We start from the raw sequence: 25980 nt of genomic DNA, 5'->3' as shown, positions 1-25980 counted from the left end.
GCTTATGCGTATCTTCCCAGGCAATGAGTTCCGCTGTTCCATTGCCTCGCTTGCCGCTGTGACCCTGATCGTTGGCGGCGTGGCGGTGCCGATGCCGGCCTTCGCGTTTTCTCAGCTCAATCCGCCGGCATCGCTGCCGAGCGCACAGGGCACGCAGAACCAGCAGAAAAACGACAAGCCGATCGAGCAAGCTCTGGAAGCACCAAGCACGGAAAATACGATCCCGGCGCCCGACCCGCTGATCAACAAGCAGGCCGGCCAGAGCAGCGGTGACGCCTCGAGCTCGAACAAATCCATCGAGTTTCTTTTCGATATCAACAAGGCGCCCGAGCCTGTGCGCAAGCTGCGCGAAGCCATCGTCGAGGCGGCAGCCTCCGGTGATCTCGAGCGTCTGCGCCCGTTGATGAACGTCGGAGGCGGGCTCAAGCAGACGCAAGTCACCGCCGATGATCCCGGTGAAGATCCGATAAAGACCCTGCACGACCTGTCGGGCGATCCTGATGGCATCGAGATCCTGTCAATCCTGCTTGATATCATGTCGACCGGCTTTGCCCATGTCGGCCAGGGTACGCCGGACGAAATGTATGTCTGGCCATATTTCGCCGAAAAAGACATCAAGACGCTTTCCACACCGGAGAAGGTCGATTTGATGCGCATCGTCACGGCCGGTGACTATGCCGACATGCTGGAATTCGGCGGTTACAATTTCTATCGCGTCGGCATCACCCCGGATGGCCGCTGGAAATTCTTCACCTCGGGCGAATGATCCGATCTGCGAACTTGCGGTTACCGCCGGAAGGCCCTACCTCTGCGAGATAGGCCAAATCAGCGGATTCATCATGCCAGCCGTATTCCTGAGAGAGCGTTCCTTTATCCGTGTCGCCGGCGCGGAAGCAGAAACGTTCCTGCACAATCTCATCACCACCGATCTCGCCTCTCTCGGCGCGGACGAGGCACGCCCCGGCGCGTTATTGACGCCGCAGGGCAAGATCCTGTTTGACTTCATGATCTGGCGAGATGGTGCCGGCTTTGTCATCGAAACGGATGCTGCCCAGCGAGACAGCCTGCTGAAACGCCTCACCATGTATCGGCTGCGCGCGAAGGTCGATTTCAGCGTCGACGATATTGAGGGCGTCACCGTTGCATGGGGTGCGGAGGCCGGCGATGGCGCCAAGGATAGCCGTTTCGCCAAGGCAGGAATCGTCCTGACGCGCCTGCCGGGTGACCATGGAAGCGACGCCGAAGCTCTCTACGAAGATCTCCGCATTGCCAATGGCATCGCCGTTTCCGGTCGCGACTTCGCATTGCAGGATGCATTCCCGCATGACGTACTGATGGACCTCAATGGTGGCTTGGGTTTTCGCAAGGGCTGCTATGTCGGTCAGGAAGTGGTCTCGCGCATGCACCATCGCGGCACAGCCCGCCGGCGCGTAGTCCTCGTATCCGGTCACGCCGAACTGCCCGCTTCCGGCACAGAATTGACGGCAGGCGGCAAGCCGATCGGCACGCTCGGCTCGGCGGCAGGCAACAAGGGCCTGGCCATCGTGCGCATCGACAGAGCTGGCGAAGCGCTCGCACAGGGCACTGCGATTGAGACGTGCGGTGTACAGGTCTCCCTGTCACTACCGGTCTGGTCCGGCCTGTCTTTCCCGACCTCGAGTGATGAGGCTTCGGCATGACGTCGGGCAAGACAGCGCGCGCCTGGCAGCGCATGCTCTCCGGGCGGCGGCTCGATCTGCTGGATCCATCGCCGCTCGACGTCGAGATTGGCGATATCGCGCATGGCCTTGCCCGAGTCGCTCGCTGGAACGGCCAGACGTCAGGCGATCATGCCTTCTCGGTCGCCCAACACAGCCTCGTCGTCGAAGCCATTTTTCGACACCTGAATAGCGCCACACCGGATGAACTGCTGGCGGCCCTCCTGCACGACGCGCCGGAATATGTCATCGGCGACATGATTTCCCCCTTCAAATCCGTGGTTGGTGGCGATTACAAGGAAGTGGAAAAGCGCCTCGAAGCCGCGATCTACCGCCGTTTTGCCTTGCCGCCGCACTGCGCACCGCAGCTGAAGGATAAGATCAAGAAGGCCGATACGGTCTCAGCCTATTTCGAGGCAACGCTGCTCGCCGGCTTCACGCCGGAAGAGGCGCGCAAATTCTTCGGCCAGCCGCGCGACATCACGCGCGAAATGCTGCCGATTTCCCCTCTCCCGGCAATCGAGGCGCAGCGGCTCTTCCTGCAGCGTTTCGAGGAGATCGAAGCCGAGCGCGCAGCCGTGAGGATCGAGGCGTGACGACAATCGTGGTGTCGCCCCTGGCGCGGATTGCCGAAATGGCCGTTCGCCATGGGGCAAGCGAGATGATCAGCCTCATGTCGAAGGAACATACGTTCCATCGACCCGCCGTCATCAAGGCCGACCGGCATCTCCTGCTGACCATGAACGATATCAGTTTCGCCGGTACAGGCGATCTCATCGCTCCGCAGGAAGCCCATGTCGGCGCCATCATCGATTTTGCGATGGGCTGGGATCGCAGTACCCCTCTCCTGATTCACTGCTGGATGGGTGTTTCGCGCTCTCCGGCGGCGGCGTTGATTGCAGCTCTTGCCGTTCATCCCGAGCTGGACGATCAGACGCTTGTTCGTCATCTGCGTTCGGCCTCTCCTTTCGCGACGCCGAACACGCGCCTGATTGCGATTGCCGACGAGATGCTTCAGCGCAAGGGTCGGCTGGTAGCAGCGGTCAAGGATATTGGACGCGGCGCGGATGCGGACGGCAATGCGCCGTTCATACTCTCGCCCGCCGCGATCGGCGTTTCCATATAGGAAAAAGGAGGCTGCGCTATCGCTGCCTCCGTTCACGTCAAGGCATGCTCACCCTCTTGGATCAGCCGCCGATACCATTCGTCAGATCGGGGTCGTACTGCCCGTAGGTGCTCTGATAGAGGCCTGAGGGGTTCTGCATTTCGCTCAGAAACACATCGAATGCCTGGTCCTGAGCCGCTGTTGCCGATCCCTTACCGCTGTTACCTGTTGTCGAAGCAGGCTCAAGAGACAACATATCCGCAGCGGAAACGTCGGAAGATTTCAGCGCGTCTAGACCTTCGGCGAATTGATCCTTGTTGAGGGCACCGGATCCCTGCGCATCGATGCTCTGGAACAGATTTTCGGCGTCGCTCTCGCTCATATCCTGCGGACGCCCTGCGACGAATTCCTTCTCGGAAATCTTTCCGTCCTTGTCGGTGTCCAGGCTGGCGAACAGCTGATCCATCGGCGACTGGTCCGAAGATCCGTCGCTTGAGGAGGATGAGCCAGACTGACCGGAATTTGCCTGCTGCATCTGCAGAAGCATCGAGGCCAGATTGCCGGAGAATACGTCCGTGGCGCTTGGATCGCTGCTGTTGTCGCTGTCCTCATCGTTGAGAAGGCTCGCGGACAGAAGGCCGGACTGGGCGGCCTCCTGCAACTCCTGAGCATCCACAACACCGTCCTGGTTCTTATCAAGGGGACTGTACGAGGCAGCCGTCATGCTGCTTCCAATTGAAGAAACGCCACTCATCCAAATCTCCTAAAGCAAACGCCATCGGCGTGTTCGATTGCCCCCCGGCACGCTTCATCACCTGCCGACAGAATAGGTCGATTTGGTCGGTCAGATATAGATTGGTGTTAAGTCACCATTAACCATAATTGACAGGCATCGAATCATATTGCCGGTGGGCACTCGCCCTAAGAGAACAACCGAGGCTTTGCACAGCCTCGCGCAAGGGATCGAATCATGCCTTATGGCTGATCTACTCGATAACGGCGCAAGCCAGGCGCTTGCCGGCGCCTCCAACGGGCTGGCTGCGATAGTCATCCGACTCTTCATGGATCATCAGGGTGCGGCCGCGAATCCCGTTCTTGCCATTCAACGACACCATGCCGTTGAAGACCTGAGCGCGCAGCTTGCCGTCCTGATCGACATATTGATTCGGCATATCACCGGCATGCGGGCCTTTTGCCGCAAGGAAACCATGCTCTGCCTTGGTCGGATTGAAGTGGCCGCCGGCCGATTCAAAGCCGTGCTTGTGGTCGCAGCTGCTGTTTTCGTGAATGTGAAAGGCAACCCACCGATTTGCGGGCATGCCGGAGACTTCCATCTCGATCAGCACGCCTTTCTTGCCTTCGGTCAAAGTGGCTCGTCCTGCCTCCTTGCCATCAAGTCCGACAAAATTGGCCGTTGCCGTATTCTGACTTTGGGTCTGCGCGGCAACAGGCATGGCTGCGGAAAAAGCCAGAATTGTCGCCATCATCATCCGTTTCATGGAGCGCCCTCCCTGTTTGCGTGGCAATGGTCCAACGCATGGCGGGCGCGACTGTTCCGAAAATCGGCGAAATTGAACCTATATCAAAATGATAGAGCGGCCAGCCTTTATCAGGCAGACCGCTCGCACAATCACGCAATGCGCCTGATATCAGGCCGCTATGTCGTTAACGTCATACTGGCCGTAGGTGCTGTTATAAGCATCCATCGGCGAAAGAAGATCGACGTCGTATGCGATATTCGCATCCGGCGCCCTCGTCTTCGAGGCGCTGTCGGCAATCGGCAACTGCATAAGCTTCGCCATCAGGCTGCTCATTGCAGGGCTGGAGCCGTCACCGCCGCTCGTGTTGTCTTGCTCAAGAATACCAGGACGATCGGCCGCCTCGCGCTCTTCGCGGCTCAGCACACCATCGCCGTTCGAATCGAGGCGCGAAAGCGTGCCGCGATAGGGATACGAGCTGTTGGATATGGAAGATACATGGGACATACAAACCTCCTTTGGTAGGAGCCGCCTCATGCGACGTCGTTTGTACGCAATACACTTGGAGTTAAACTATGCGGTCTTCATAAGCTGCTTCGCCGCTTGCGTAAAGACAAATTGTTAATGGCTATTAACCATAGTTCCCAAGTCGTAAATCGGAACGATCTAATATTTCCGCATTATGACAAATGCCGGCGTGCGAAGGATAATCCACTGAAATCATGGGTGAATTCGGCCATCGGTTCTTACCCTTGGACCCGTTTGGTATAATGTGCAGCGGATTGCCCACGGAGAAGACATGATGGAACTGTTGCCGCTTGTTATCGTGGTTGTCGGCATTTTCATATTGCGGGGCCACAACCTACGGATAAAGCAGCTGGAATCGCGCGTTCAGGAGCTGCAAAATGCCCTCGCGGGACAGGTGGCTGCAGCACCGGCAGGCGAATCAGATCTTCTCGCAGAACCAATCGCAGACACCCCGCAAGACGTAACACTCCCCGAAGAAGCAGCCTCCACCGAAGTCGTGACGGCGGCGCCCGACGCGGAACCGCCGGAAACCGCGATCGCCGCCCGCGAGGCGGCCGAGGCACCGACGCCTGGCCGTCAGTATCCCGCAGCTCAGGAAACGGTGCGTCCGAAGGAAAGCCTGGAAAGCACAATCGGTGCGCGATGGGCAGTCTGGGTCGGCGGCATTGCGCTGGCGTTCGGCGGCATCTTCATGGTCAAGTATTCCATCGAAAGCGGCCTCTTGAGCCCGGGCGTCCGGCTGGTACTTGCCGCAGTCTTCGGCCTGCTTCTGCTTGCGGCCGGTGAAATCATCCGCCGCCGCTCGGAGCCTGTGCTCGACAATGCCTTTCAGAACGCGATGATCCCCGGCGTACTGACCGCCGCCGGTGTCGTCGCCTTGTTCGGTTCGACCTATGCCGCCCATGGGATCTATGGTTTCATCGGCCCGGCAACAGCGTTCATTCTGCTTGCCCTGATTTCGCTCGCCACGCTTGCGCTCTCGCTGTTGCATGGACAGGCGCTGGCAGGCCTTGGCCTGTTAGCCTCGATGGTGACCCCTGCCCTCATCGCCTCCACGGCACCGCGACCCTGGATTCTTTTCGGCTATCTCACGCTTACATGGCTCGCGACCCTGCTGGCATCGCGGCTGCGGCGCTGGCTGATCGCGCCCTCGCTTGCCAATGCGTTGCTGAGCTTCTGGCCGCTCCTCTATCTTTCCTATAGCGCGGCCGTCGATCTCGTGCCGGTAACGCTTTGCATGCTGGCCATGATCGCCGGCACCATCTTCATCTGGCCGGGACGCTATGTTGGCGTTGTGAAAGAGACGGATGGGGCGACAAACAACACGGAGGTCGCGCCTCCACAGCGTAAAGGCGCCGGCGACTGGAGCGCCTTCATCGCGCGGCCGCCGCTTGGCATGACGCTGACGGCCGCGGTCGGCGCTCTTACGGTCTCCATCTGCCTGCTGACCTATAGCCTCCAGCATGGATATCCGATCGTGGAAGCTATGTTTGCGTTTGCCGCCATCGTCGCCGCGGTGGCGGCCTTTGGCGCCGGCCGGCTCCATGCGGCCCTGGCCGCAGCCCTATCCGCGGTCATCGCCATCGTCGGCGCGTTCGGCGTGCTGGCAAGCTGGATCAGTGACTTCGACCCCGCTAACCCCAACGCGGTGGTGCCGCTCGACAGCACGGTAATCCATGAGGCGCTCGGCCTGGGCGCCATCTTCGTGCTCGTCGGCGGTTTTTTCCTCAAGCGCTTCGCAAGGGATGAAAAGCCTTTCGCGGCGCTTTGGAGCCTGATCATGGTTGCCACGCCGCTGGCGATAGCGACGATCAGCTTCGTCAATTTCGGCAACTGGATGCTCGATTGGCTGCACGGCCTCTACGGCATCGGGTTGGCGATCGTGTTGATGGCGCTGGCAGAATGGCAATATCGCCGTTCGAGAGACAGGCTGGACCTGCCTGCCAATATTCTCGCCGCCGGCTCCTTCGCAGCGTCGGTCTTTGCCTTGCACATGCTGACGCACCATGCCGTGCCGACGATGCTTCTGCCTGTACTCGGCATGGCCTATCTCTCGGCAGGACGCCTGCGGGCGTGGCCGGTGCTTCCCTGGACCATGGTGGCGGCACTGATCATCACCATGATGCGCATTGCCTGGCAGCCGACGATCGTCGATCCGGCAGAGCTCGGCACGACGCCGGTCTTCAACATGCTGCTGGCGGGCTACGGCATCCCTGCGCTGCTCGCGACATGGGCCGCCTTTGGCGTGCGGCGCTCTCCGGATATCCGGCTGCGCAGCGCGTTGCAGGCATTGGCGTCGTTCCTCGTCTTGCTGACGATCGCCATTCTCGTGCGCCATGCCATGAATGGCGGGGTGTTGAATGACGCCGTGCCGACACTTGGTGAGCAATCGATCTACACGCTGCTCGCGATCGGCGCGTCGGCAACGCTCATGGCCCTCGATCTGAGTGCCGCAAGCCCCGTCTTCCGATACGGCAGCATGGCGCTTGGCATCATCTCCGTCATCATGATCCTGACGCTGCATCTGCTTGGCCTCAATCCGTTCATCACGGGCGAAAGCACCGGCCGGATCCCGGTCTTCAATCTGCTGCTGCTTGGCTATCTGCTGCCTGCGATCGCCTATGGCGGCCTGGCGCTCCTTGCGCGAAGCCGACGGCCACAGCCTTATGTCGGCATGCTGGCGGTTGCCGGGGCGGTCATGGCCTTTTCCTGGGCGACGCTTTCGGTGCGGCGATTCTGGCAGGGGGAGTATATTCCCTTCTGGAACGACTTCATCCAGGGCGAGCTCTATTCCTATTCGGTCGTCTGGCTGCTGATCGGCATCGCTCTTCTCGGGCTCGGCACACGCTTCGAGGCACGAAGCCTGCGCGTCGCCTCGGCGGCACTGGTCTCCATTGCCGTGCTCAAGGCCTTCCTGATCGACATGGCCAATCTCGAAGGCTTCCTGCGTGCGCTGTCCTTCATCGGGCTCGGCGCGGTTCTCATCGGTATCGGCCTGTTCTACCAGAAGATCCTGACCCGCAAGAAGGTGACGGAGTGATTGCAGCGAATCCCTTCGCCCTTTAGGACGGGGCTGCCGACAGACCGTTCCGGAGCGAGTGCGATAATGGATACAAACAGGATGGCCCGGGCGTTTGCCCCGTTCGAAGCACTAGCTGCGGATCTGATTCCGCATGCCGCGGACGGCGACGACGGCTCGCATGATATCGCCCATATCCTGCGCGTGTTCAAAAATGCCATGGCCATCCAGGGGGAAGAAGGCGGGAATGCCAGGATTCTTGCTGCCGCCGTTCTTCTGCACGACTGCGTTGCCGTGGAAAAGAATTCGCCGCATCGGGCTCAGGCGTCGCGTCTCGCCGCAGAAAAGGCTTCCGGAATTTTGCGAGCGCTCGGCTGGAGCGATGCCGATATCGCAGCCACGGCGCACGCAATCACCACGCATAGCTTTTCCGCCAATCTGCCGCCCGAAACCTTGGAGGCGAAAATGCTGCAGGACGCGGATCGACTCGATGCCATCGGCATGGTTGGCGCGGCACGCTGTTTCTATATCGCCGGAAGACTTGGCTCCGGCCTCTACGATCCGTTCGATCCGCTTGCGGCCGAGCGGCCGCTTGACGACAAGCGCTTCGCGATCGATCATTTCGAGACGAAGCTGTTCAAACTTGCGGACGGATTCCAGACGGAGACGGGGCGAAAGTTTGCCGAGGCCCGTCATGAGCGGCTGAAGACCGTGCTGGACATGTTCATCGACGAAATCTGAGGTCATCCATGCGCGTCAGCGATCTTTTCATCTATCCGCTCAAGAGCGCGCGCGGCATTGCCATCCCGTCTGCCAGCATCGACGCCTTCGGCCTTGCCGGCGATCGTCGGGCCATGGTGGTCGATCCCTCAGGCAACTTCATCACGCAGCGCGATCTGCAGGCGCTTGCGCGCATCGACATCCAACCGGCTCCGTCCTATTTGCGCCTGAAGATGGAAGGAAAGCCAGATATCATCGTTCCACCGCCACATCCCGACAATCGCATGGATGTGGTCATCTGGAAGTCTCCCGTCAGCGCTTCCGTCGCCGATGAGGCGACGAACAAGGCTCTGTCCGCCTGGCTCGATCGCGATGTCAGGATGGTTTTCTTCGACAGGCTCGCCAAGCGCATCGCAAGCCCGGAATGGGCGGGAGATAACACGCCTGTCACGTTTGCCGACGGCTATCCGATCCTGGTCACCACGACCGGATCGCTTAAGGCACTCAACGCCAATCTTGCCAGCCACGGTGAAGGCGCCATCGGCATGGAACGCTTTCGACCCAATATCGTCATCGATATCGACGAGGAATGGCCCGAGGATCGCTGGGCGGCCATTGAGATCGGTGGTATTCGCCTCGATCTCGTCAAGCCATGCGCCCGCTGTATCATGACGACCCAAGACCAGAAAACCGGCTCCCGCGACGTGCCGAACCCGATGCCCGCCATGGGCCGGGTGCGCATGTCGGCAGACCGCCGTGTGCCGGGGCCGCTGTTCGGCTGGAATGTCGTGCCGCGCGGCGAAGGCTCGGTGAAGATCGGCGATGCGGTGACCGTGCTCGAGGAACGACCGGAAGGCTGGGCTTTCAAGCGCCGATGAGCGGCGTCTTTAGAGTAATTCCAGGAAAAGTGCGCAGCGGTTTTCCGTCCGGAATTACGCGAAAACATAGAGATAGAACGGTTCGGGGATTCCGTGAAAAGCTGAACCGCTCTAGAGATAATTCATTGGTTCAAGGGAACTGCCAGGGCTGAACCTCAGCGTTCGATTGCCCGTTCCATTGCCATCGCAGCAGGGCTTGCCGGTTGCTCTGCCGGCGCGGCGCGCATCACCTTCATTGCCGCCTGAATAAACCCCTCGCGTGCCGCGGCGATTTCGATACCACGCGGTTCGTAGACATGGCGATGCAGGAAGAAGCCAGTCAGGCGGAAAGCCGCAGCCAGGCTTTCGCTATCGGCGGCGATCATGGCTCCAGAGGTCAGAAAAGGCGGCAATGCCAGCATCTTGTCCGCCCATGGCAAGCCCGCCGACCGGCAGACGGCCCGGCCTGTCTTTGGCGAGACGAATGCCAGATCTTCGCGTATGCCAGTCGCCGCGCACTCCGTGAGATCGAGACCGAAGCCGAGATCGTTCAATACCGCGAGTTCGAAACGCACGAAGAGCTCGCCGGCATCGGCGGGATTGCCGAGATTTTCGAGGATGACATCAAGCGCATCATAGAGATGCGGATGCGGGTCGCGCTCGGGCAGAAGTCGCAGAAGTGCACCCATGGCCTGCACGCCGTAGACCGAAGTCGCGGTTTCCATCAGGCGCGCCGCCCTCAGCGCAACCGGCTCCATCCTGAACTCGCCGAGATGCTCGTGCAGCCTCGCCCGCCAGGTGACTTCGACCAGATTGCCGGCCTGCAGCACCGGCTGCATGGATCGGGATCGGCCTCCGCGCACCAGGCCCATATGCCGGCCGCGCGCCCGCGTCATCACCTCGGCGACGACGCTGGTCTCGCCAAGACGCTTCACGCCCAGGATGATCGCTTGATCCTGCCACTGCATAGGCTGGTATGCCCCAAAAGGAATGTCTCGATTCGAGTTTAGGACAAACGGCGGCGGCTGTCACATCGTGGAAGGCTTGCCGGCTTTTATCATTGTCTCGACAAACAGGCGCATGGACTGCTCATCGAAAGGCTTGTTCAAAAGCGGCACATTCTGCAAGTCCGGCGGGAAATCCAGCGTATCGGAATAGCCACTGACAAAACCGAAAGAGATGCCACGCTCCATCAGCAGGCGCGCAAAACCGAAACTCGTGGATTCCCCGAGATTTACGTCCAGCATCGCGAAATCATAATGATCGGAATGAACGGCATTCACAGCCTGTTCCAGATTGGAAGCAATCTCGACTTCGTTAATCCCGACAAGGCGCAGTATTTCTTCCGCCTCCATCGCAATGATCAGATTGTCTTCCAGAATAAGAACGCGTCGAAACGTCATCTCAACGCCATCCCCGCACGCCAGCCCCAAGCCACGCCGCTCGTAAAAAATCCCACATCTATCCCTCCGGCGCCAATCATCGGCCCGTATTGAATGGATGGTATGCCCCATCCGTCCTGGCTCAGTCCTTTGTGACACGACCTAACCTCCATTCCGCTTCGCACTTTTTGCACTGCGGTACTATGGGCTCGTCAATGTGCTCCAATCGCATTTGCCGCCGCGGTTAGTAAAAGGTGAAACTGGTCGAAAAGTGACGGACGCGATAATCTAAGCTGATACAGGTCATGCCGACATTTAAAAAAGACATGCCGTCGACAACAATGACTATCTTTAAATAAAGGGTCGCTTGCCCGAATCAAGGCCGTCCCATCCGGCCACATCTGCAAGCGCCTTGGCATCGCGAACGGCGCAACCACGCTCCTGCCAAACGATCAATCCGCGTTCCGCCAGCTTTTTCAACGTCTTGTTGGTATGAACAACGGAAAGGCCAAGCGTGTCCGCCACATGCTGCTGCGTGATGGGGATAACCTTGCTGCCGTTGAACAGATGAAGCGCGCTGGCACGCTGATGCAGGTAAGCGATGAGATAGGCGGCGCGCTCGAGCGCAGACCGGCGCCCGATGCTTAACAGGTGTTCGTCCAATATCCGCTCTTCGCGCGCCGCAATCCAGGTCAGATCGAAGGCCAGCGAAGGATGGGAATTATAGAGGGTCATTAAGTCGGTACGCTCGAAAACACAGAGCGAAACCGGCGAGAGCGCTTCGGTGGAATGCTGCATCTCGCCCATGATGGAGCCTTGCAATCCGATGAGATCGCCGGGCATCACATAGTTGAGGATCTGCCGACGGCCGTCCTCGAGTGTCTTGTAACGAAAGCCCCAGCCCGAGAGGATGGTGAACAGATGCGCGCTGTGGGACCCCTCAAGAAAGACCGTTGCGCCGGCATCAACCAGCATCTCACCCTTCTTGAAGCTGCTGATGAAACTCAGCTCTTCCCGTCCAAACTCTCGAAAATGTGGTAAAGACCTCAACGGACATTGCTGGCAGGGCGTTCTTTGCCCATGCATCGCTGCGGCCTTCCCCATATAGTACTCCCCTGAATCGCGCCAGATCAAGCAACGCCGCCCGATAAACTGCCGCAATATAAAGCACTAATTGAACTAAAGTTCCATCAACGCGGGAAGTCGAGACCCATTTCCCGGAAGCGCTCCGGATCGTCTCCCCAGTTCTCGCGAACCTTTACAAAGAGAAAGAGATGGACGGGTTGCTCCAGGATCTCGGAGAGTTCTTTACGGGATGCCGTCGAGATCGATTTGATGGCCTCGCCACCCTTGCCCAGCGCGATCTTTTTCTGGCTTTCGCGCTCGACATAGATCACCTGTTCGATCCGAACAGAGCCGTCCTTACGCTCTTCCCACTTCTCCGTTTCGACATGCGAAGAATAGGGAAGCTCCTGATGCAGTCGCAGGAACAGCTTTTCGCGCGTGATTTCGGCGGCGAGCTGGCGCATCGGCAGATCGGAAATCTGGTCTTCCGGATAATACCAAGGACCTTCCGGCAGGGTCTTTGCGAGATAATCCATCACGTCGTCGCAGCCGGAGCCATTCTCGGCCGAGATCATGAACGTCTTATCGAAGGCGATCTTCTCGTTGGCGGCGGCGGCCAAGGCCAACAGATCCTCGCGGCGAACGCGGTCGATCTTGTTGAGCAGCATGACCTTCCGCTGCGGAACTTCCTTCAAGCCTTCCAGAATGGCTTCGGCATCACCCCGCAGGCCACGCTCGCTGTCGATCAGGAGCACAATGAGATCCGCATCCTTGGCACCGCCCCAGGCCGAAGTCACCATCGCACGATCGAGACGACGACGCGGCTTGAAGATGCCGGGCGTGTCCATGAAGACGATCTGCGCGTTGTTATGGATGGCGATGCCGCGCACGATCGCGCGCGTCGTCTGCACCTTGTGGCTGACGATCGACACCTTGGCGCCGACCAGGCGATTGACCAATGTCGACTTGCCGGCATTGGTCGGGCCTATGAGCGCCACGAAGCCGGAATGGGTCGGGCCGATATGTTCAACCGCGCCGTCTTCGGCGGGCGTGTCTTGCTGATTGGTCATCTTTTCCGTCGTTTCCAGGCAGTCATTTCTCAATCGATTGAGACTGCCATACACCTTCACGCTCCAAAATCCGAGTCGCCGCCACCTGTTCGGCTGCGCGCTTTGAGCGGTCTATTCCTGTTTCGGGCGCGGTTCCCGCCACTTCCACCGTCACCGTGAAGCGGGGATCATGATCCGGTCCGCTGCGATCATCAACCCTGTACACCGGGGTGACGCCGAATTTCGCATGCGCCCATTCCTGCAATTCCGTTTTGGCGTCGCGCCTTGCCCCGTCGGGCCGAACGGCACGACGCTCCCAATAGCTCAGAATGAACTTGCGGGCCACTTCGAGGCCGCCGTCCAGATAAAGGGCGGCAATCAGGCTTTCGACGACATCGGCGCGCACGTTGAGCATGCGCTTGCCGGTCAGCTTCTTCACGTCAGCGCCGGTGCGGATATAGAGATGCAGCTGCATCTCATCGGCAACCTCGGCGCAGGTATCGGCGCTGACGAGTTGGTTGAGCCGCACCGAAAGCTCACCTTCGGTCGCGGCACCAAACGTCTTGAACAGCAACTCGGCGATGCACAGGCCGAGAACCCGATCACCCAGAAATTCAAGCCGTTCGTAGTTGCCCGCCTTGTGCGTGCGGGCGCTGGCATGTGTCAGCGCCCAATCAAGACGATCCTTCTCGACGAACTCGTAACCTATCGCAGTTTCAAGCTTGGTACGTTCCGCCTGCGAGAGGGCCTGCGCTTTCGTCATTCGACAACCTTGAAGATGCGATCCCAACGCATGTTGGTCGGCCATTTCCATATTTCCCGGAACGACGTGTCATGGCCGAGCGAGAAGAAGATGACGCTGGCGCGCCCGATCAGGTTTTCAGCCGGCACGTAGCCGACATCGAAACGGCTGTCGTCGGAATTGTCGCGGTTGTCGCCCATCATGAAATAATGGCCGGCCGGCACGACATATTCCTGCGTATTGTCGCCGCGCGAATTCGGCGACAGGTCCAGCGTGTCATAGACCTTGCCGCTATCCGGCAGACGCTCGCTGTAAACCGGGATGTTGTCGCCCGGCTCCTGGCTGTAGTCGGACGAGAACGTCCCATGCGGATCGCGCGGAACGGCCTGACCGTTGATATAGAGGATATCGTTCTTCACCTGGATGCGGTCGCCGGGGAGACCGATCACGCGCTTGATGTAGTCGACATCGGGATTCGGCGGGAAGCGGAACACGACGACGTCACCACGCTTCGGCTCGCTGCCGAAAATACGGCCGCTGAACAGGTCCGGCGAGAACGGCAGTGAATATTTCGAATAGCCGTAAGCGAACTTGTTGACGAAGATATAGTCGCCAACCAGAAGTGTCGGCATCATCGAGCCGGACGGAATGGTGAATGGCTGAAAGAGAACCGTGCGGATGACCATGGCCAGGACGAGTGCCTGTACGATGACCTTGATATTCTCCCACAGGGCGTTCTGCTGTTTTACGGCTTTCTCGGACACGCAGTCTTATTCCTTTTTTGCACCCCACCGGCGCACTTGCATTCAGGCATTGTCTACTCGCTTCATATCATCGCGGCAATGGCGCGGATGCCAAAAGCGACACATGGCTGTGATTCAGGCACTGATCGGCAGCGCTTCGATGATCACAAAAGCCTGAGCAAGAGGAAAATCATCGGTTATCGTCAAATGAATGGCGGCGCGATGATTTTCCGGCAGCATGCCAGCGAGTCTCTCGGCGGCTCCGCCCGTCAACCGCATGGTCGGCTTGCCGCTCGGCAGATTGACGACGCCCATGTCGCGCCAGAAGACACCTTGCGCAAGGCCAGTGCCGAGCGCCTTCGAACAGGCCTCCTTGGCGGCAAAACGCTTGGCGTAGGAGGCGGCCTTGTTCTTGCGGCCTTCCGACTTTGCACGTTCTATGTCGGTAAAACATCGATCGGTAAATCGTGTGCCGAAACGTTCGATCGTCTTCTCCACCCGCCGGATGTCGATGAGATCGCTGCCAATACCGATGATCATGAAAAGCCCTCCTGACGGCCCAGGCGTCACAATGCGTCAGACGCTGGACGTGTTTTCGGCCAGCGCCATGCGCTCGCGCGCACGTTCCATCAGGCGCTCCTTGCGGCGCGTCTTGAAGGTTTTCACACCACAATAGGTGAGCGCGTAGACGATTACGCCGGTAACGATTGCCGGAGGGATGCCGCCGATGAGCATCGGCTTCAGAACCGGGTCCCAGATCTGCAGGAGATCGCCCTTGTGCCAGAGGGCCGGCAGATCGATGCCCGCACCCTGCCCGCTTCCGCTGTCACGCGAAAGGATCAGATGACCGATTTCCCAGGTCAGAGCCCATATGAAAGGATAGGTGATCGGGTTTCCCGCCGCCAGACAGCCAAGCGCTGACGCGATGACGTTGCCGCCGATCAGATAGGCAATGATGATCGCCATCACGAAGTGCACGCCGATGAACGGCGTCCAGGACACGACGATGCCGGCAGCAAAGCCGGCAGCAACGGAATGCGGCGATGCTGCAAGGCGAACGAGACGCTTGCCAAAATATTGGAACGAGCGAACGAAGCCTTTACGGGGCCAGATGTGATCCCGCAGTTTTTCCTTCAGCGTCAGTGGTTTTCGGCGACGAAATAGCATGCGGCTTATCTAGTGCACTGAGGGCCGTCATGACAAGACCGGCCTTACATATCAAGCACTGATTAAGAGCCGAAACTGCGGCCCTTTTTTGGAGCGTCACCGGTTCAGGATGCCGAGTTGAAACGCTTCTTCATTCCTAGCGAAGCATCACCGCAATATCGGGATGCTCCAAGGGCGTATAAACACCGCGCCCTCCTGGTTACTTCAAGTATTAACAGCTATTAGCGCTGACGGAACAGACCGCGGTCGACCTGACGCTGACGATATTCAAGGTCAAAACGGTCATGCGAGCCATTCAGGTAAGCCATTTCGCGTTCTTCAACGCTCGGAACGCGCAAGGCACGGGCGATTTTCTTGATCGGGGTAAACATTGTCTTCTCTCATCTCTGTTTCGTTTCTGCGATGACCAGAAGATAGGCTCGACAAGGGTTAATTACCACCGCTCTAAAATACAGACAGCCATGCGCTAAACGCATATCAATCCGGAAAGCTGCTCGATTTTGGTCATTAAATGATCACAAAATATGCAAAACGCCCCGATCAAGGCCGATGAGCGGCCTTATTCGTAAAGCCGCTTCACGGTGGCGATACAGTCGAGCTCCTTGAGCTGCACCAAAAGCTGGTTCAGCTGACGCAGATCCCACACCTCGACATCGAGAGCCATCTCGGTGAAGTCGGCAGCGACACGGACGGTATTGAGGATACGGATATTGACGTCCACATCCGCAACGGTCTGCGCCACCTTGGCCAGCGTGCCGGGTTCGTTCAAAGCGTTGATCAGGACGCGGGCGGCAAAGCGCGACTTGTTGGCTTCATCAAGATCCCAGCGCACATCGATCCAGCGTTCCGGCTCGTCGTCGAAGCGCTGCAGCACCGGCGACTGGATCGGGTAGATGGTGATGCCCTTGCCCTTTTCCATGATACCGACGATGCGATCGCCAGGAACGGCGCCGGTCGGGGCGAAATGCACTTCGACATTGCCCGCGAGGCCACGGATCGGCGGCGCCTCTGCGCCATCGGCGAGATCCGCCTTGTTCTTGCCGGGGATCTTGAACATCATGCCGGAGGCGCTGTGGACGTTGAACCAGCCCTCGTCGCCAGCAGGCTTCACCGTTACGCGCTCGTCCTGATGGTCGGGATAGACAGCGCGCAGCACATCCAGCGACGACATCTCCCCTCGCCCGACTGCAGCAATCGCATCCTCGACATCCTTCTGGCCGAGGCGATGCAAGGCCGGCTTCAAAGCGTCGCGCGAGAAGACCTTGCTGGCGCGCTCGAAGGTGCGCTCCAGAATACGATGGCCGAGGCCGGCATATTGCTTTCGGATGGCAAGCCGTGTTGCGCGGCGAATGGCGGCACGCGCCTTGCCCGTCACCACGATCTCTTCCCAGGCCGCCGGGGGCACCTGCACGCCGGAACGGATGATCTCGACCTCGTCGCCATTGGTCAGCCGCGTCACCAGCGGCATGATGCGGCCGTTGATCTTCGCGCCGACGGTGGTGTCGCCGATATTGGTGTGGACGGCATAGGCGAAGTCGATCGGCGTCGCGCCGCGCGGCAGGGCGATCAGTTTGCCCTTCGGCGTAAAACAGAAGACCTGATCCTGGAACAGCTCCAGCTTCGTGTGTTCGAGGAATTCTTCCGGGCTGTCGCCCTCGGCCAGCGCTTCGATGGTGTGGCGCAGCCAAGAATAGGCATTGCTTTCGCGTGACAGCAGCTCGCCGTCCCCGCCATTGCCATTGGTACCGTCCTTGTAGAGCGTATGGGCCGCAATACCGAACTCTGCGATCTCATGCATGCGCTTGGTGCGGATCTGCAGCTCGATGCGCTGGCTGGATGGGCCGACGATGGTCGTGTGCAGAGAGCGGTAATCATTCTGCTTCGGCGTCGAGATATAGTCCTTGAAACGGCCGGGGACGACGCGCCAGCGCGTATGGACGATGCCGAGGGCCCGATAGCAGGACGGGATATCGTCGACGAGAAGCCGGAAACCGTAGACGTCCGAAAGCTGCTCGAACGACAGCGACTTCGACTGCATCTTGCGGAACACCGAATAGGGACTTTTCAGCCGCCCCTTGACCATCGCATTGGCAAGACCATTGGCCACAAGCAGATCGCGCAGTTCAGTCTCGATCTTCTTGACCAGGCCCTCGTTGCGCCGCGACAGCTCTTCCAGTCGCTTGGTGACGGTCTCGTGCGCTTCAGGATTGATGTGACGGAAGGAGAGCTCTTCCAGCTCCTCGCGCATGTCATGCATGCCCATGCGGCCGGCAAGCGGCGCATAGATTTCCATCGTTTCCTCGGAAATGCGGGCACGCTTTTCCGGCGACATATGGTCGAGCGTGCGCATATTGTGCAGGCGATCGGCAAGCTTGACGAGAAGCACGCGCACGTCGTCAGAAATGGCCAGCAGCAGCTTGCGCAGGTTTTCCGCCTGCTTCGCCTTCTTGGTGACGAGATCGAGCTTCTTGATCTTCGTCAGTCCCTCGACGAGACGGCCGATATCCTCACCGAAGAGCTCGTCGATCTCGGCACGCGTCGCCGTCGTGTCCTCGATCGTGTCGTGGAGAAGCGCAACCGCGATCGTCGATTCGTCCAGACGCATATCGGTCAGGATGGCGGCAACTTCGAGAGGGTGGGAAATATAGGGATCGCCGCTGGCACGCTTTTGCTGGCCATGCTTCTGCATGGCGTAGACATAGGCCTTGTTGAGGAGAGCTTCATTGGCATCGGGCTTGTATTTCTGCACGCGCTCAACAAGCTCGTATTGCCGCATCATTCCAAAGCTACTCCAGCAAAAACAAAAGCGCGCCAGTCATCTGACCGGCGCACACATCTTCACATCATATCGCTCCTGATTGGAGCATCAAGGCCGACGATCAGTAATCGTCGCTTTTTTCCGGAGGCACCAGGCCTTCGATACCGGCCAGAAGCTCTTCTTCCGACATCTGGTCGAAGGTAACGGCTTCCGGTGCATCTTCTTCTTCGTCGCTGGAAGCGGCAGCGCCGCCGGCGGCCAGCAGGCTTGCCGGATCGGGCTCGGGCTCATCCACTTCGACGTGCTTCTGCAGCGAATGGATCAGGTCTTCCTTCAGATCGTCCGGCGAGAGGGTCTCGTCAGCGATTTCGCGCAGCGCCACGACCGGGTTCTTGTCGTTGTCGCGGTCGATGGTGATCGAGGAGCCCTGCGAAATCAGGCGAGCGCGATGGCTGGCGAGCAGAACGAGCTCGAACCGGTTCTCTACTTTATCAATGCAATCTTCTACTGTGACACGGGCCATTGCCTGTCCTTTGCGGTCGTGATGTCGTCATCATGTCTCGGAGTAGCACGCCCGATACAAGCAAACGAAGGCAAATTCAAGTTTTTCCTGTTTGAGCGCCTTCGCAGCGTCACAGAAAGTGCTAAAATCACCTTAGACATTCCATGGATTCAACCTATGATTGCTTGGAATATCGCTTTGCGTGCCCTAAGTCTCGTTTATATGAATAATTCATAAAGTAACACGAATTATTCTGCAATGCTCGGCAAGGCATTGTTTTAGCTGATCTTTGAATAAAATGATTATGTTTTTGTAACAGTGGATATGTAAACGATGTTTGACCCACGCGAAAAAATTGCACTTTTTATAGACGGCGCCAATCTTTACGCTGCATCCAAAAGCCTGGGCTTCGATATCGACTATCGCAAGCTTCTGAAAGCGTTTCAAAAGCGTGGATATCTCCTGCGCGCCTATTATTACACCGCCCTGATCGAGGATCAGGAATATTCGTCCATCCGCCCGCTCATCGATTGGCTCGATTACAACGGCTATAAAGTCGTCACAAAGCCGGCGAAGGAATTTACCGACTCCATGGGTCGCCGCAAGATCAAGGGCAACATGGATATCGAGCTGGCGATCGACGCCATGGAGCAATCCGAAACCGTCGATCATCTCGTGATCTTCTCCGGCGACGGCGACTTCACGACGCTTGTCGAAGCGCTGCAGCGCCGCGGCCGCAAGGTATCGGTCATCTCGACCATGTCGACGCAGCCGCCGATGATTGCCGACGACTTGCGCCGCCAAGCCGATCATTTCATCGATCTCGTATCGCTGAAGGCTGAAATCGGACGCGAGCCCTCGGAACGGCCTCATCGCTCGGCCGAGCCGACGACGCACGCCGCAGATGCGGACTCCGAAGAGCAATAAGGCATAGCCAAGCCGATTTATCTGTCGCAGGCGGCTCGGTCTGCGCCGCACTGATCTTGAGTGCGGCGTGCCTTGCGAAAAACGAGCGGAATCCGATTACAGCGAGGCCGGCAATCCGGATAAGCAGTACTCAGCCGTTGTCTTTCAACAGACGGCTCTTCTGCCTGTTCCAATCGCGTTCTTTTTCGCTCTCACGCTTGTCGTGAAGCTTTTTGCCCTTGGCGAGCGCCAGTTCAAGCTTGGCGCGACCTCTGTCGTTGAAATAGATCTTCAACGGCACGAGCGTCATGCCCTCGCGATTGATGGCGGAGCGCAGGCGGCCGATCTCGCGGCTGGAAAGCAGCAGCTTGCGACGACGTCGCGGCTCGTGATTGAACCGGTTTGCCTGCAGATATTCCGGCAGATACGAGTTGATGAGCCAGATCTCGTCGCCCTCGTCCGACGCGTAGGATTCGGCGATATTCGCCTTGCCTTCGCGCAACGACTTTACCTCGGTGCCCATCAGTACGAGCCCCGCCTCATAGGTATCGATAATCTCGTAGTTGAAGCGCGCCTTGCGGTTTTCCGCCACGATCTTGTTGACTACGCGCTGGCTGCCTTTGGGTGCCATGATTGTTCTTCTTTTCTTATTGTCATTCAGGCGGCTGCCGTCGGCGCGCCAGGTTGTTCTTCCCTAAATAAGCGAGACCGCCCTCCTTGTGAAGAGAGCGGTCCAACAGACAATCAGATGCACCCGCAATGCCGTCAGTTCAGCAGTCCGGCATGACGCATTGCTGCGTCGATTGCAGCTTCCGTCCCAGGCTCCAGCGTCGACAGAAGCGGTGAGCGGACGTTGCGGTTCATCCGCCCAAGACGGGAGAGGCCGTACTTGGCGCCACAGAGGCCCGGCTCCAGGAAGATCGCCTTGTGCAGCGGCATGAGACGATCCTGATATTCGAGCGCCTTGGCATAGTCTCCGGCAAGCGTTGCCGCCTGAAACTCGGCACAGAGGCGCGGCGCGATATTGGCCGTCACGGAAATACAGCCGACACCGCCATGGGCATTGAAGCCGAGCGCCGTCGCGTCTTCGCCGGACAGTTGCTGAAACTCGCGACCACAGCTGATACGCTGCTCGGAGACGCGCTCGATCTTGCCCGTTGCATCCTTGACGCCAACGATGTTGCCATAAGCCTTGGCAAGCGCACCCATCGTCTCCGGGGTCATGTCGACAACCGAACGGCCCGGGATGTTATAGATGTAGATCGGCAGCTTCACGGCTTCGGCGATCGCCGCGAAGTGCGCGTAAAGGCCCTTCTGCGTCGGCTTGTTGTAATAGGGGGTGACCACCAGAACCGCGTTCGCGCCGACTTTCTCGGCGTGCTGTGCAAGCTCGATTGCCTCGCGCGTATTGTTGGAGCCAGCACCCGCCATCACCGGAACGCGCTTGGCGGCGGTCTCAATACAGAGCTCGACCACGCGTTTGTGCTCGTCATGCGACAAGGTCGGCGATTCCCCAGTCGTGCCCACCGGCACAAGACCCTTGCTGCCCTCTTTTATCTGCCAGTCGACATGCGAGGCAAACGATGCCTCATCCACCTTGCCGGCGTCAGTAAAGGGCGTCACGAGAGCGGGAATGGATCCCTGGAACATGCAAGTCTCCTAGCGGTGCGGCATTCATGCTTCAGCCGCAATCCATGGTTATGAATCCGGGCACCATAGAGCCACGACTTGACGGCGACAAGCGTGCTTTGATTGGTGGAGGGCAGTTTCCGATATCATAATTGATTGAATTTCGGACCACCGGTAAGGTTTCGTTAATATAGCGTTTGGCAAATGGAATGGGACCGTCTGTTTTGTGAGTAGCCGGATGAAGAGACCTGTCATGATCTGGACCGCTGTGGGCTTGGCGGTCGCCTGGGGTGCCGTGGCCTCGCAGCTATCCGGCCGGCCATCGTCCGCGCCCGCCGGCACCGACGTTGCCATGGCGACCGATCCCATCAGCACGGCCGCCATACCGCGCAACGGCACGATCGCGCCAATCAGCAGCGATCTGAAAGCCGGCCTCGACGCACTTTCCAACAAGAATCCGATGCAGGCGCTTGCCATTCGCAATGGCATGAACGAAGGCACGCTCGACCGGCATATTCTGACATGGGCGATCGCGACATCGGGCCAACCGGGCATCCCGTCCGGCGAAATTGCCGCCGCCTCGCGCGAGCTTCAGGGGTGGCCTGGACTTGGCAGCCTGCGTGCCAACTCGGAACGGGCCCTCTATCAGGAAAACCCCGCCACGGATCAGATTCTGGCCGCCTTCGGCAATTCGCAACCGGAAACGGTGGAGGGCTCCATCATCCTGGCGCGCGCTTACATGGCGCGTGGCGCATCGCCCCAGGCGTCGAAGCTGATCCGAAAGATCTGGCGCGAAGAGCCATTGGACAAGGCGCTCGAGGACAAGATCCTCGCCGAATTCCCGATGCTGCTTTCGCCTGCCGATCACAAGGCGCGCATGGACTATCTGCTCTACCGCGACCGGACTGCGCAGGCCAAGCGCTTCGGCGATCTCGGAAGAGCGCAATCGCTCTACAAGGCCTGGGCCGCCGTTAACGAGCGCTCACCAAAGGCAGACGCGATGATTGCGGCCGTCGAGGCCCAATGGCGCAAGGATCCGGCCTATCTTTTCATGCGCATCGAAAACCTGCGCCGCCAGAACAAATACGACGATGCCGCCAGTCTTCTCGCGCAAATGCCACGAGACCGTGGCGTGCTTGTCAGCCCCGGCGCCTGGTGGAGCGAGCAGCGCATCGTCAGTCGCGGCCTGGTGGATCAGGGAGAGTTCAAGGCAGCCTACAGGATTGTCGACGCCAGCGTCGCCGAGAGCCCGCAGGATGTCGGCGAGGCCGAGTTCCATGCCGGCTGGTATGCTCTACGCGGCCTGCAGGACGGCACGAGTGCCGCCGTTCATTTCCGCAAGATCCTGCAAGTCTCCAACGGACCGATCTCTCAATCGCGCGGCTGGTATTGGCTTGGCCGGGCTGCCGAGGCAGGCGGACCTGGCAAGGCGGCCGATTTCTATGCGAAGGCGGCATCCTATCCAAGCACCTTCTATGGTCAGCTTGCAGCGGAGAAGCTTGGCCGCCGCACGCTGAACGTCACCTACCCCTCGCCCTCGCCGACGGACCGCCAGCGCTTCCAGGGACGCGAAGCGATACAGGCGATCTCTCGGCTCGAGGCAGCCGGCCACGGCTGGCGTGCCGATGCGCTCTACCGCGCACTGGCAAAACAGCTGGATAGCCCCGGCGAAATCGCGATGCTGGCTGCCCGCGCCGAACGCTCCGGCAACCATCAGCTTTCGCTGCAGATCGGCAAGATCGCCTACGGGCGTGGTATCGATGTTGCGGCACTGGCTTTCCCGATCGGCGTCATACCTGATAACGCCAACATTTCCGGTTCCGGCAAGGCGCTGGCCTACGCCATCGCCCGCCAGGAGAGCGCCTTCAATCCGGCCGCAGTCTCCTCGGCAAATGCACGGGGGCTGTTGCAACTCCTGCCGAAGACGGCAAAGGCTGTCGCCGGTCGTCACGGCATCGTCTTCTCAGCCGAGAAGCTGACGCAGGACGCTGGCTATAACGCCACGCTCGGCGCGCATTATCTCGGCGAGCAGATCGATACTTTCGGCGGCTCTTACATTCTGACCTTCATCGCTTACAATGCCGGACCGAACAAGGTGCCGGAGTGGATCAACCGCTATGGAGATCCACGCGGGAAATCGCTGGACGACGTGATCGACTGGATCGAGCGCATCCCCTTCCCCGAGACCCGCAATTACGTGCAGCGGGTCATGGAGAACTACCAGGTCTACAAGGCGCGGCTCGGCCAGAAAGCCGATATCGTGCACGATCTCGTCAACGGTCGCGGCTAGAGGCTTTCAGCCTTTCCGCGAATCGCGACAACGCTCGACATTCTTGCTTTCAGGCAATTCGGACGGACAACCGCTGCGCTCTTCCTCAACTCGTTTCAAACCTCGCGAAGGTTTGAAGCGGTTGCGGGTCTCACGCCGAGAGTTCGCCCGGATGCCAACTGCAGTTGTGCTCACCGCGTAAATGCCGTTACATCCCTCACGCGATCTCAGCCATGAGGGACGACATATGCGTAGTGACGACGAAAGTGGTTTCCTTACGAGAACGATATCGGCTGGGGACGGGCTGAAACTTTATGTTCGGGACTATGCCGCCGACGCGGTGGCGATTCGAGACAGAGCACCTGTCATCTGCCTGCCCGGCCTCACCCGTAATTCGCGGGACTTTCATCAGTTGGCGCTTGCTTTATCGCAGGACACAGCAGCTCCGCGCAGGGTAATCACGCTTGATGCTCGCGGGCGCGGCCTGTCGGAACGGGACGCGGACAAATCCCACTACAATCTCATCATCGAGACACAGGATGTTCTGACCGTCTGCTCAGCACTTGATGTCGCGCAGGCGATCTTCATCGGCACCTCCCGGGGCGGGCTCGTTCTGCACATGCTTGCGGCAAGTCGCGCCGATGTTCTCAGGGGCGTTATCCTCAATGACATCGGCCCGGTGTTGGAAAAGACCGGACTGACGGATATACGCGACTATCTCAACCGTGACAGAAAGCCCGGCACTTGGGATGAAGCCGCCGAGATTCTGCGGGAGAATCATGGCACCGCCTTTACCGCGCTCGGCGAGGCTGACTGGCAGGACATGGCTCGGGCGATCTATGCCTCGCACAATGACAGGCCCGTCAGCGACTACGATCCGGCCATCGCGACTCAGATGCAGTCGATTGATCTCGATGCCCCAATTCCCGATCTATGGCAGCAGTTCCAGGGATTCCAGACTGTTCCGCTGATGGTGATTCGCGGTGAAAACTCAAAGCTATTGACGGCAGAAACGACAGCCGAGATGGCGGCGCGTCATCCAGGGCTCGTCGTCAAGGTTGCCGCCGGGCAAGGGCATGCGCCTGTCCTTCATTTCGGCGACATTCCCGACGCCATCCGGAATTTCATGGCCGCTCTCTGACGCGTGGGCTGCGATTGCGCTCAATAACGAAAAGGCCCGGTTGGGATACCGGGCCTTTCCTCTCCTGATCGGAGGTCTGATCAAGAGATCTGTCGAACTTGATTCGGCAAATTAGAACGTGCGCTGGAAGCGGAGGATACCAGCCCAGGTGTCCTTGTTGACGGCGTCGTAGTTCGTGTAGGTCACTTCCGGCTCGATGAGCAGGTCCTTGACCGGGTTGAACTTGAGGTTCGTCGTAGCGGACAGGGTCTTCAGGTCGTCATAAGCAACCTGGAGGTTCCACTTGAGCTTGTCGTTAACCGGAACGCCAACGCCGCCCCACAGAGCCCAGTCACCCCAGCCGAGACCAGCACCGCCAGCACCGGCGTACTTGTTCAGCTTGTCGCCGTCCGTGTTCCAGCCGCCCATCAAGAAGGCCGAGAATACGCCGAAGTCAGCGTCTACGCGAGCCTTGACAGCGCCTTCTTCGACGATGGAGTCATAACCACCGACGACGCGGAACTGCCATGCGCCAGACTTGAAGCCTGCACCGGCAACAACGTCAGGAGCGTAGTGGTCCGAGCTGTCTTCGCCGTTTGCACCCTTGGCACCGGTGCCAGAGTTGCTGTCTTCGAGCGAGATAACAGCCGTGAAGCCGTTGCCTGCATCGTAGTTGTAGGTGATCTGGTTCAGTTCGTCGGTGTTGTTGATACCGTACTCGATCACGTCGTCGTTGATGACGTCGCCGGCATAGCCGAGGAAGGTCGAGTAAACCGAGTCGTTCTTACCAACGAGGAAGCCGCCGAGGCTGATGTTAGCCCAGAGAAGCTTGTTGGTGGTGGCGTTGCCGTCGTTCCAGTCGAAACGATAGACCGTTGCGGTCTTCAACGGACCGTATTCAGTGTCCGTAGCCGTCGAGATTCTCAGCTCGGCGCGGGTATGCCAGTAGGTGCCGCGGGCGCTTTCGTCCTGGCCAGCCTTGTAGGCGTTGTACCAGCCGCCTTCGGTACGGACGAGGCCGCCGATCTTAAGGCAGGTTTCGGTGCCCGGAATGAAGAAGTAGCCAGCGCCGTAAGCGTCACAGATGCGAACGTATTCAAGCGGCTCGGGCTCGGCAGCAACGATAGCGTCGGCTGCATGAGCACCGGAAACTGCTGCCAGCGCAGCAGCGGAGCCGAGGAGGAGGCTCTTGATGTTCATAATAACTCCAGTTTCAATATCCATTAGGTATGAGAAATCACGCC

27 protein-coding genes are annotated in these 25980 nt (G+C 59.1%); 10 read left to right on the top strand and 17 right to left on the bottom strand.

What is annotated here, in order from left to right:
- Window positions 1-4: 4 nt before the first annotated feature.
- The 4 genes from HGP17_RS01610 to HGP17_RS01595 all read left to right on the top strand — a co-directional run bounded on the left by HGP17_RS01610 (window position 5) and on the right by HGP17_RS01595 (window position 2823).
- Window positions 5-766, top strand: a complete 762-nt coding sequence (locus tag HGP17_RS01610; RefSeq protein ID WP_168805332.1) for a hypothetical protein — start codon at window positions 5-7, stop codon at window positions 764-766.
- A gap of 73 nt (window positions 767-839) precedes the next feature.
- Complete coding sequence (locus tag HGP17_RS01605; protein WP_168805330.1) at window positions 840-1679, top strand: folate-binding protein YgfZ; 840 nt, start codon at window positions 840-842, stop codon at window positions 1677-1679.
- The gene (locus HGP17_RS01600; RefSeq protein ID WP_168805328.1) at window positions 1676-2293 is read left to right on the top strand and encodes an HD family hydrolase; all 618 of its coding nucleotides are present in this window, start codon (window positions 1676-1678) and stop codon (window positions 2291-2293) included. Before HGP17_RS01605 ends, HGP17_RS01600 begins: the two co-directional genes overlap by 4 nt.
- Complete coding sequence (locus tag HGP17_RS01595) at window positions 2290-2823, top strand: tyrosine phosphatase family protein (RefSeq protein WP_168805326.1); 534 nt, start codon at window positions 2290-2292, stop codon at window positions 2821-2823. The genes HGP17_RS01600 and HGP17_RS01595 overlap by 4 nt, the downstream gene beginning before the upstream one ends.
- Before the next feature lie 61 nt (window positions 2824-2884).
- Here HGP17_RS01595 and HGP17_RS01590 read toward each other — a convergent pair whose 3' ends face one another.
- The 3 genes from HGP17_RS01590 to HGP17_RS01580 form a co-directional block, all read right to left on the bottom strand.
- The gene (locus tag HGP17_RS01590; RefSeq protein WP_246703941.1) at window positions 2885-3526 is read right to left on the bottom strand and encodes an EF-hand domain-containing protein; all 642 of its coding nucleotides are present in this window, start codon (window positions 3524-3526) and stop codon (window positions 2885-2887) included.
- Window positions 3527-3788: 262 nt separating this feature from the next.
- A complete protein-coding gene (locus HGP17_RS01585; RefSeq protein ID WP_168805321.1) occupies window positions 3789-4301 on the bottom strand; it encodes a superoxide dismutase family protein in 513 nt (170 codons plus the stop codon).
- Between the two features lie 150 nt (window positions 4302-4451).
- Window positions 4452-4787: a hypothetical protein gene (locus tag HGP17_RS01580; RefSeq protein ID WP_168805319.1), complete on the bottom strand. Its 336-nt coding sequence runs from the start codon at window positions 4785-4787 to the stop codon at window positions 4452-4454.
- 295 nt (window positions 4788-5082) lie between these two features.
- Here HGP17_RS01580 and HGP17_RS01575 point away from each other — a divergent pair, with 295 nt between their 5' ends.
- From HGP17_RS01575 to HGP17_RS01565, 3 genes are all read left to right on the top strand, one after another.
- Complete coding sequence (locus HGP17_RS01575) at window positions 5083-7848, top strand: DUF2339 domain-containing protein (protein WP_168808035.1); 2766 nt, start codon at window positions 5083-5085, stop codon at window positions 7846-7848.
- Window positions 7849-7914: 66 nt separating this feature from the next.
- Window positions 7915-8568 (top strand): HD domain-containing protein, encoded by a 654-nt coding sequence (locus HGP17_RS01570; protein WP_205925771.1) that lies wholly within the window; start codon window positions 7915-7917, stop codon window positions 8566-8568.
- Between the two features lie 8 nt (window positions 8569-8576).
- Complete coding sequence (locus tag HGP17_RS01565) at window positions 8577-9425, top strand: MOSC domain-containing protein (RefSeq protein ID WP_168805317.1); 849 nt, start codon at window positions 8577-8579, stop codon at window positions 9423-9425.
- Between the two features lie 155 nt (window positions 9426-9580).
- Here HGP17_RS01565 and recO read toward each other — a convergent pair whose 3' ends face one another.
- From recO to rpoZ, 11 genes are all read right to left on the bottom strand, one after another.
- A complete protein-coding gene (gene recO, locus HGP17_RS01560; protein WP_168805315.1) occupies window positions 9581-10372 on the bottom strand; it encodes a DNA repair protein RecO in 792 nt (263 codons plus the stop codon).
- Between the two features lie 60 nt (window positions 10373-10432).
- Entirely contained in the window at window positions 10433-10918 is a 486-nt protein-coding gene (locus HGP17_RS01555; RefSeq protein ID WP_246703973.1) for a response regulator, read from the bottom strand.
- A 219-nt stretch (window positions 10919-11137) separates the two neighbouring features.
- Complete coding sequence (locus tag HGP17_RS01550) at window positions 11138-11890, bottom strand: Crp/Fnr family transcriptional regulator (protein ID WP_168805311.1); 753 nt, start codon at window positions 11888-11890, stop codon at window positions 11138-11140.
- Between the two features lie 86 nt (window positions 11891-11976).
- Window positions 11977-12921, bottom strand: a complete 945-nt coding sequence (era, locus tag HGP17_RS01545) for a GTPase Era (protein WP_168805309.1) — start codon at window positions 12919-12921, stop codon at window positions 11977-11979.
- Between the two features lie 22 nt (window positions 12922-12943).
- Window positions 12944-13663: a ribonuclease III gene (gene rnc / locus HGP17_RS01540; RefSeq protein WP_168805307.1), complete on the bottom strand. Its 720-nt coding sequence runs from the start codon at window positions 13661-13663 to the stop codon at window positions 12944-12946.
- A complete protein-coding gene (lepB, locus tag HGP17_RS01535) occupies window positions 13660-14406 on the bottom strand; it encodes a signal peptidase I (protein ID WP_168805305.1) in 747 nt (248 codons plus the stop codon). Before lepB ends, rnc begins: the two co-directional genes overlap by 4 nt.
- Window positions 14407-14520: 114 nt before the next feature.
- On the bottom strand, window positions 14521-14925 hold the full coding sequence (gene acpS / locus HGP17_RS01530) for a holo-ACP synthase (protein ID WP_168805303.1): 405 nt from the start codon (window positions 14923-14925) through the stop codon (window positions 14521-14523).
- Window positions 14926-14961: 36 nt separating this feature from the next.
- On the bottom strand, window positions 14962-15552 hold the full coding sequence (locus HGP17_RS01525; RefSeq protein ID WP_168805301.1) for a DUF2062 domain-containing protein: 591 nt from the start codon (window positions 15550-15552) through the stop codon (window positions 14962-14964).
- Window positions 15553-15773: 221 nt separating this feature from the next.
- Window positions 15774-15923 carry a DUF3563 family protein gene (locus tag HGP17_RS01520; RefSeq protein WP_106997386.1) on the bottom strand — a complete coding sequence of 50 codons (150 nt, stop codon included), beginning with the start codon at window positions 15921-15923 and terminating at the stop codon, window positions 15774-15776.
- Window positions 15924-16111: 188 nt separating this feature from the next.
- Window positions 16112-18331, bottom strand: a complete 2220-nt coding sequence (locus HGP17_RS01515) for a bifunctional (p)ppGpp synthetase/guanosine-3',5'-bis(diphosphate) 3'-pyrophosphohydrolase (RefSeq protein WP_168805299.1) — start codon at window positions 18329-18331, stop codon at window positions 16112-16114.
- Between the two features lie 100 nt (window positions 18332-18431).
- Window positions 18432-18833: a DNA-directed RNA polymerase subunit omega gene (gene rpoZ, locus HGP17_RS01510; RefSeq protein WP_168805297.1), complete on the bottom strand. Its 402-nt coding sequence runs from the start codon at window positions 18831-18833 to the stop codon at window positions 18432-18434.
- Window positions 18834-19145: 312 nt separating this feature from the next.
- On the opposite strand from rpoZ, the gene HGP17_RS01505 reads away from it, so the two are divergent.
- Window positions 19146-19739, top strand: coding sequence for an NYN domain-containing protein (locus HGP17_RS01505; protein WP_168805296.1), 594 nt, complete (start codon window positions 19146-19148; stop codon window positions 19737-19739).
- Between the two features lie 130 nt (window positions 19740-19869).
- Here the strand turns inward: HGP17_RS01505 and smpB are convergent, their stop codons facing one another.
- Together smpB and dapA are read right to left on the bottom strand one after the other, a co-directional pair.
- The gene (gene smpB, locus HGP17_RS01500; protein ID WP_168805294.1) at window positions 19870-20349 is read right to left on the bottom strand and encodes an SsrA-binding protein SmpB; all 480 of its coding nucleotides are present in this window, start codon (window positions 20347-20349) and stop codon (window positions 19870-19872) included.
- A 134-nt stretch (window positions 20350-20483) separates the two neighbouring features.
- The gene (dapA, locus tag HGP17_RS01495; RefSeq protein WP_168805292.1) at window positions 20484-21368 is read right to left on the bottom strand and encodes a 4-hydroxy-tetrahydrodipicolinate synthase; all 885 of its coding nucleotides are present in this window, start codon (window positions 21366-21368) and stop codon (window positions 20484-20486) included.
- Window positions 21369-21585: 217 nt separating this feature from the next.
- On the opposite strand from dapA, the gene HGP17_RS01490 reads away from it, so the two are divergent.
- Complete coding sequence (locus tag HGP17_RS01490) at window positions 21586-23637, top strand: lytic transglycosylase domain-containing protein (protein WP_168805290.1); 2052 nt, start codon at window positions 21586-21588, stop codon at window positions 23635-23637.
- A gap of 226 nt (window positions 23638-23863) precedes the next feature.
- On the top strand, window positions 23864-24757 hold the full coding sequence (locus HGP17_RS01485; protein WP_168805288.1) for an alpha/beta hydrolase: 894 nt from the start codon (window positions 23864-23866) through the stop codon (window positions 24755-24757).
- 111 nt (window positions 24758-24868) lie between these two features.
- Here HGP17_RS01485 and HGP17_RS01480 read toward each other — a convergent pair whose 3' ends face one another.
- Window positions 24869-25936, bottom strand: a complete 1068-nt coding sequence (locus tag HGP17_RS01480; RefSeq protein ID WP_168805286.1) for a porin — start codon at window positions 25934-25936, stop codon at window positions 24869-24871.
- Between the last annotated feature and the right edge of the window lie 44 nt (window positions 25937-25980).

This window comes from Rhizobium sp. P38BS-XIX (genome assembly GCF_012641435.1).
GTDB lineage: Bacteria > Pseudomonadota > Alphaproteobacteria > Rhizobiales > Rhizobiaceae > Rhizobium.
Note: the sequence above shows the minus strand (reverse complement) of the source record. Positions and strands in the feature narration are given on the sequence as shown.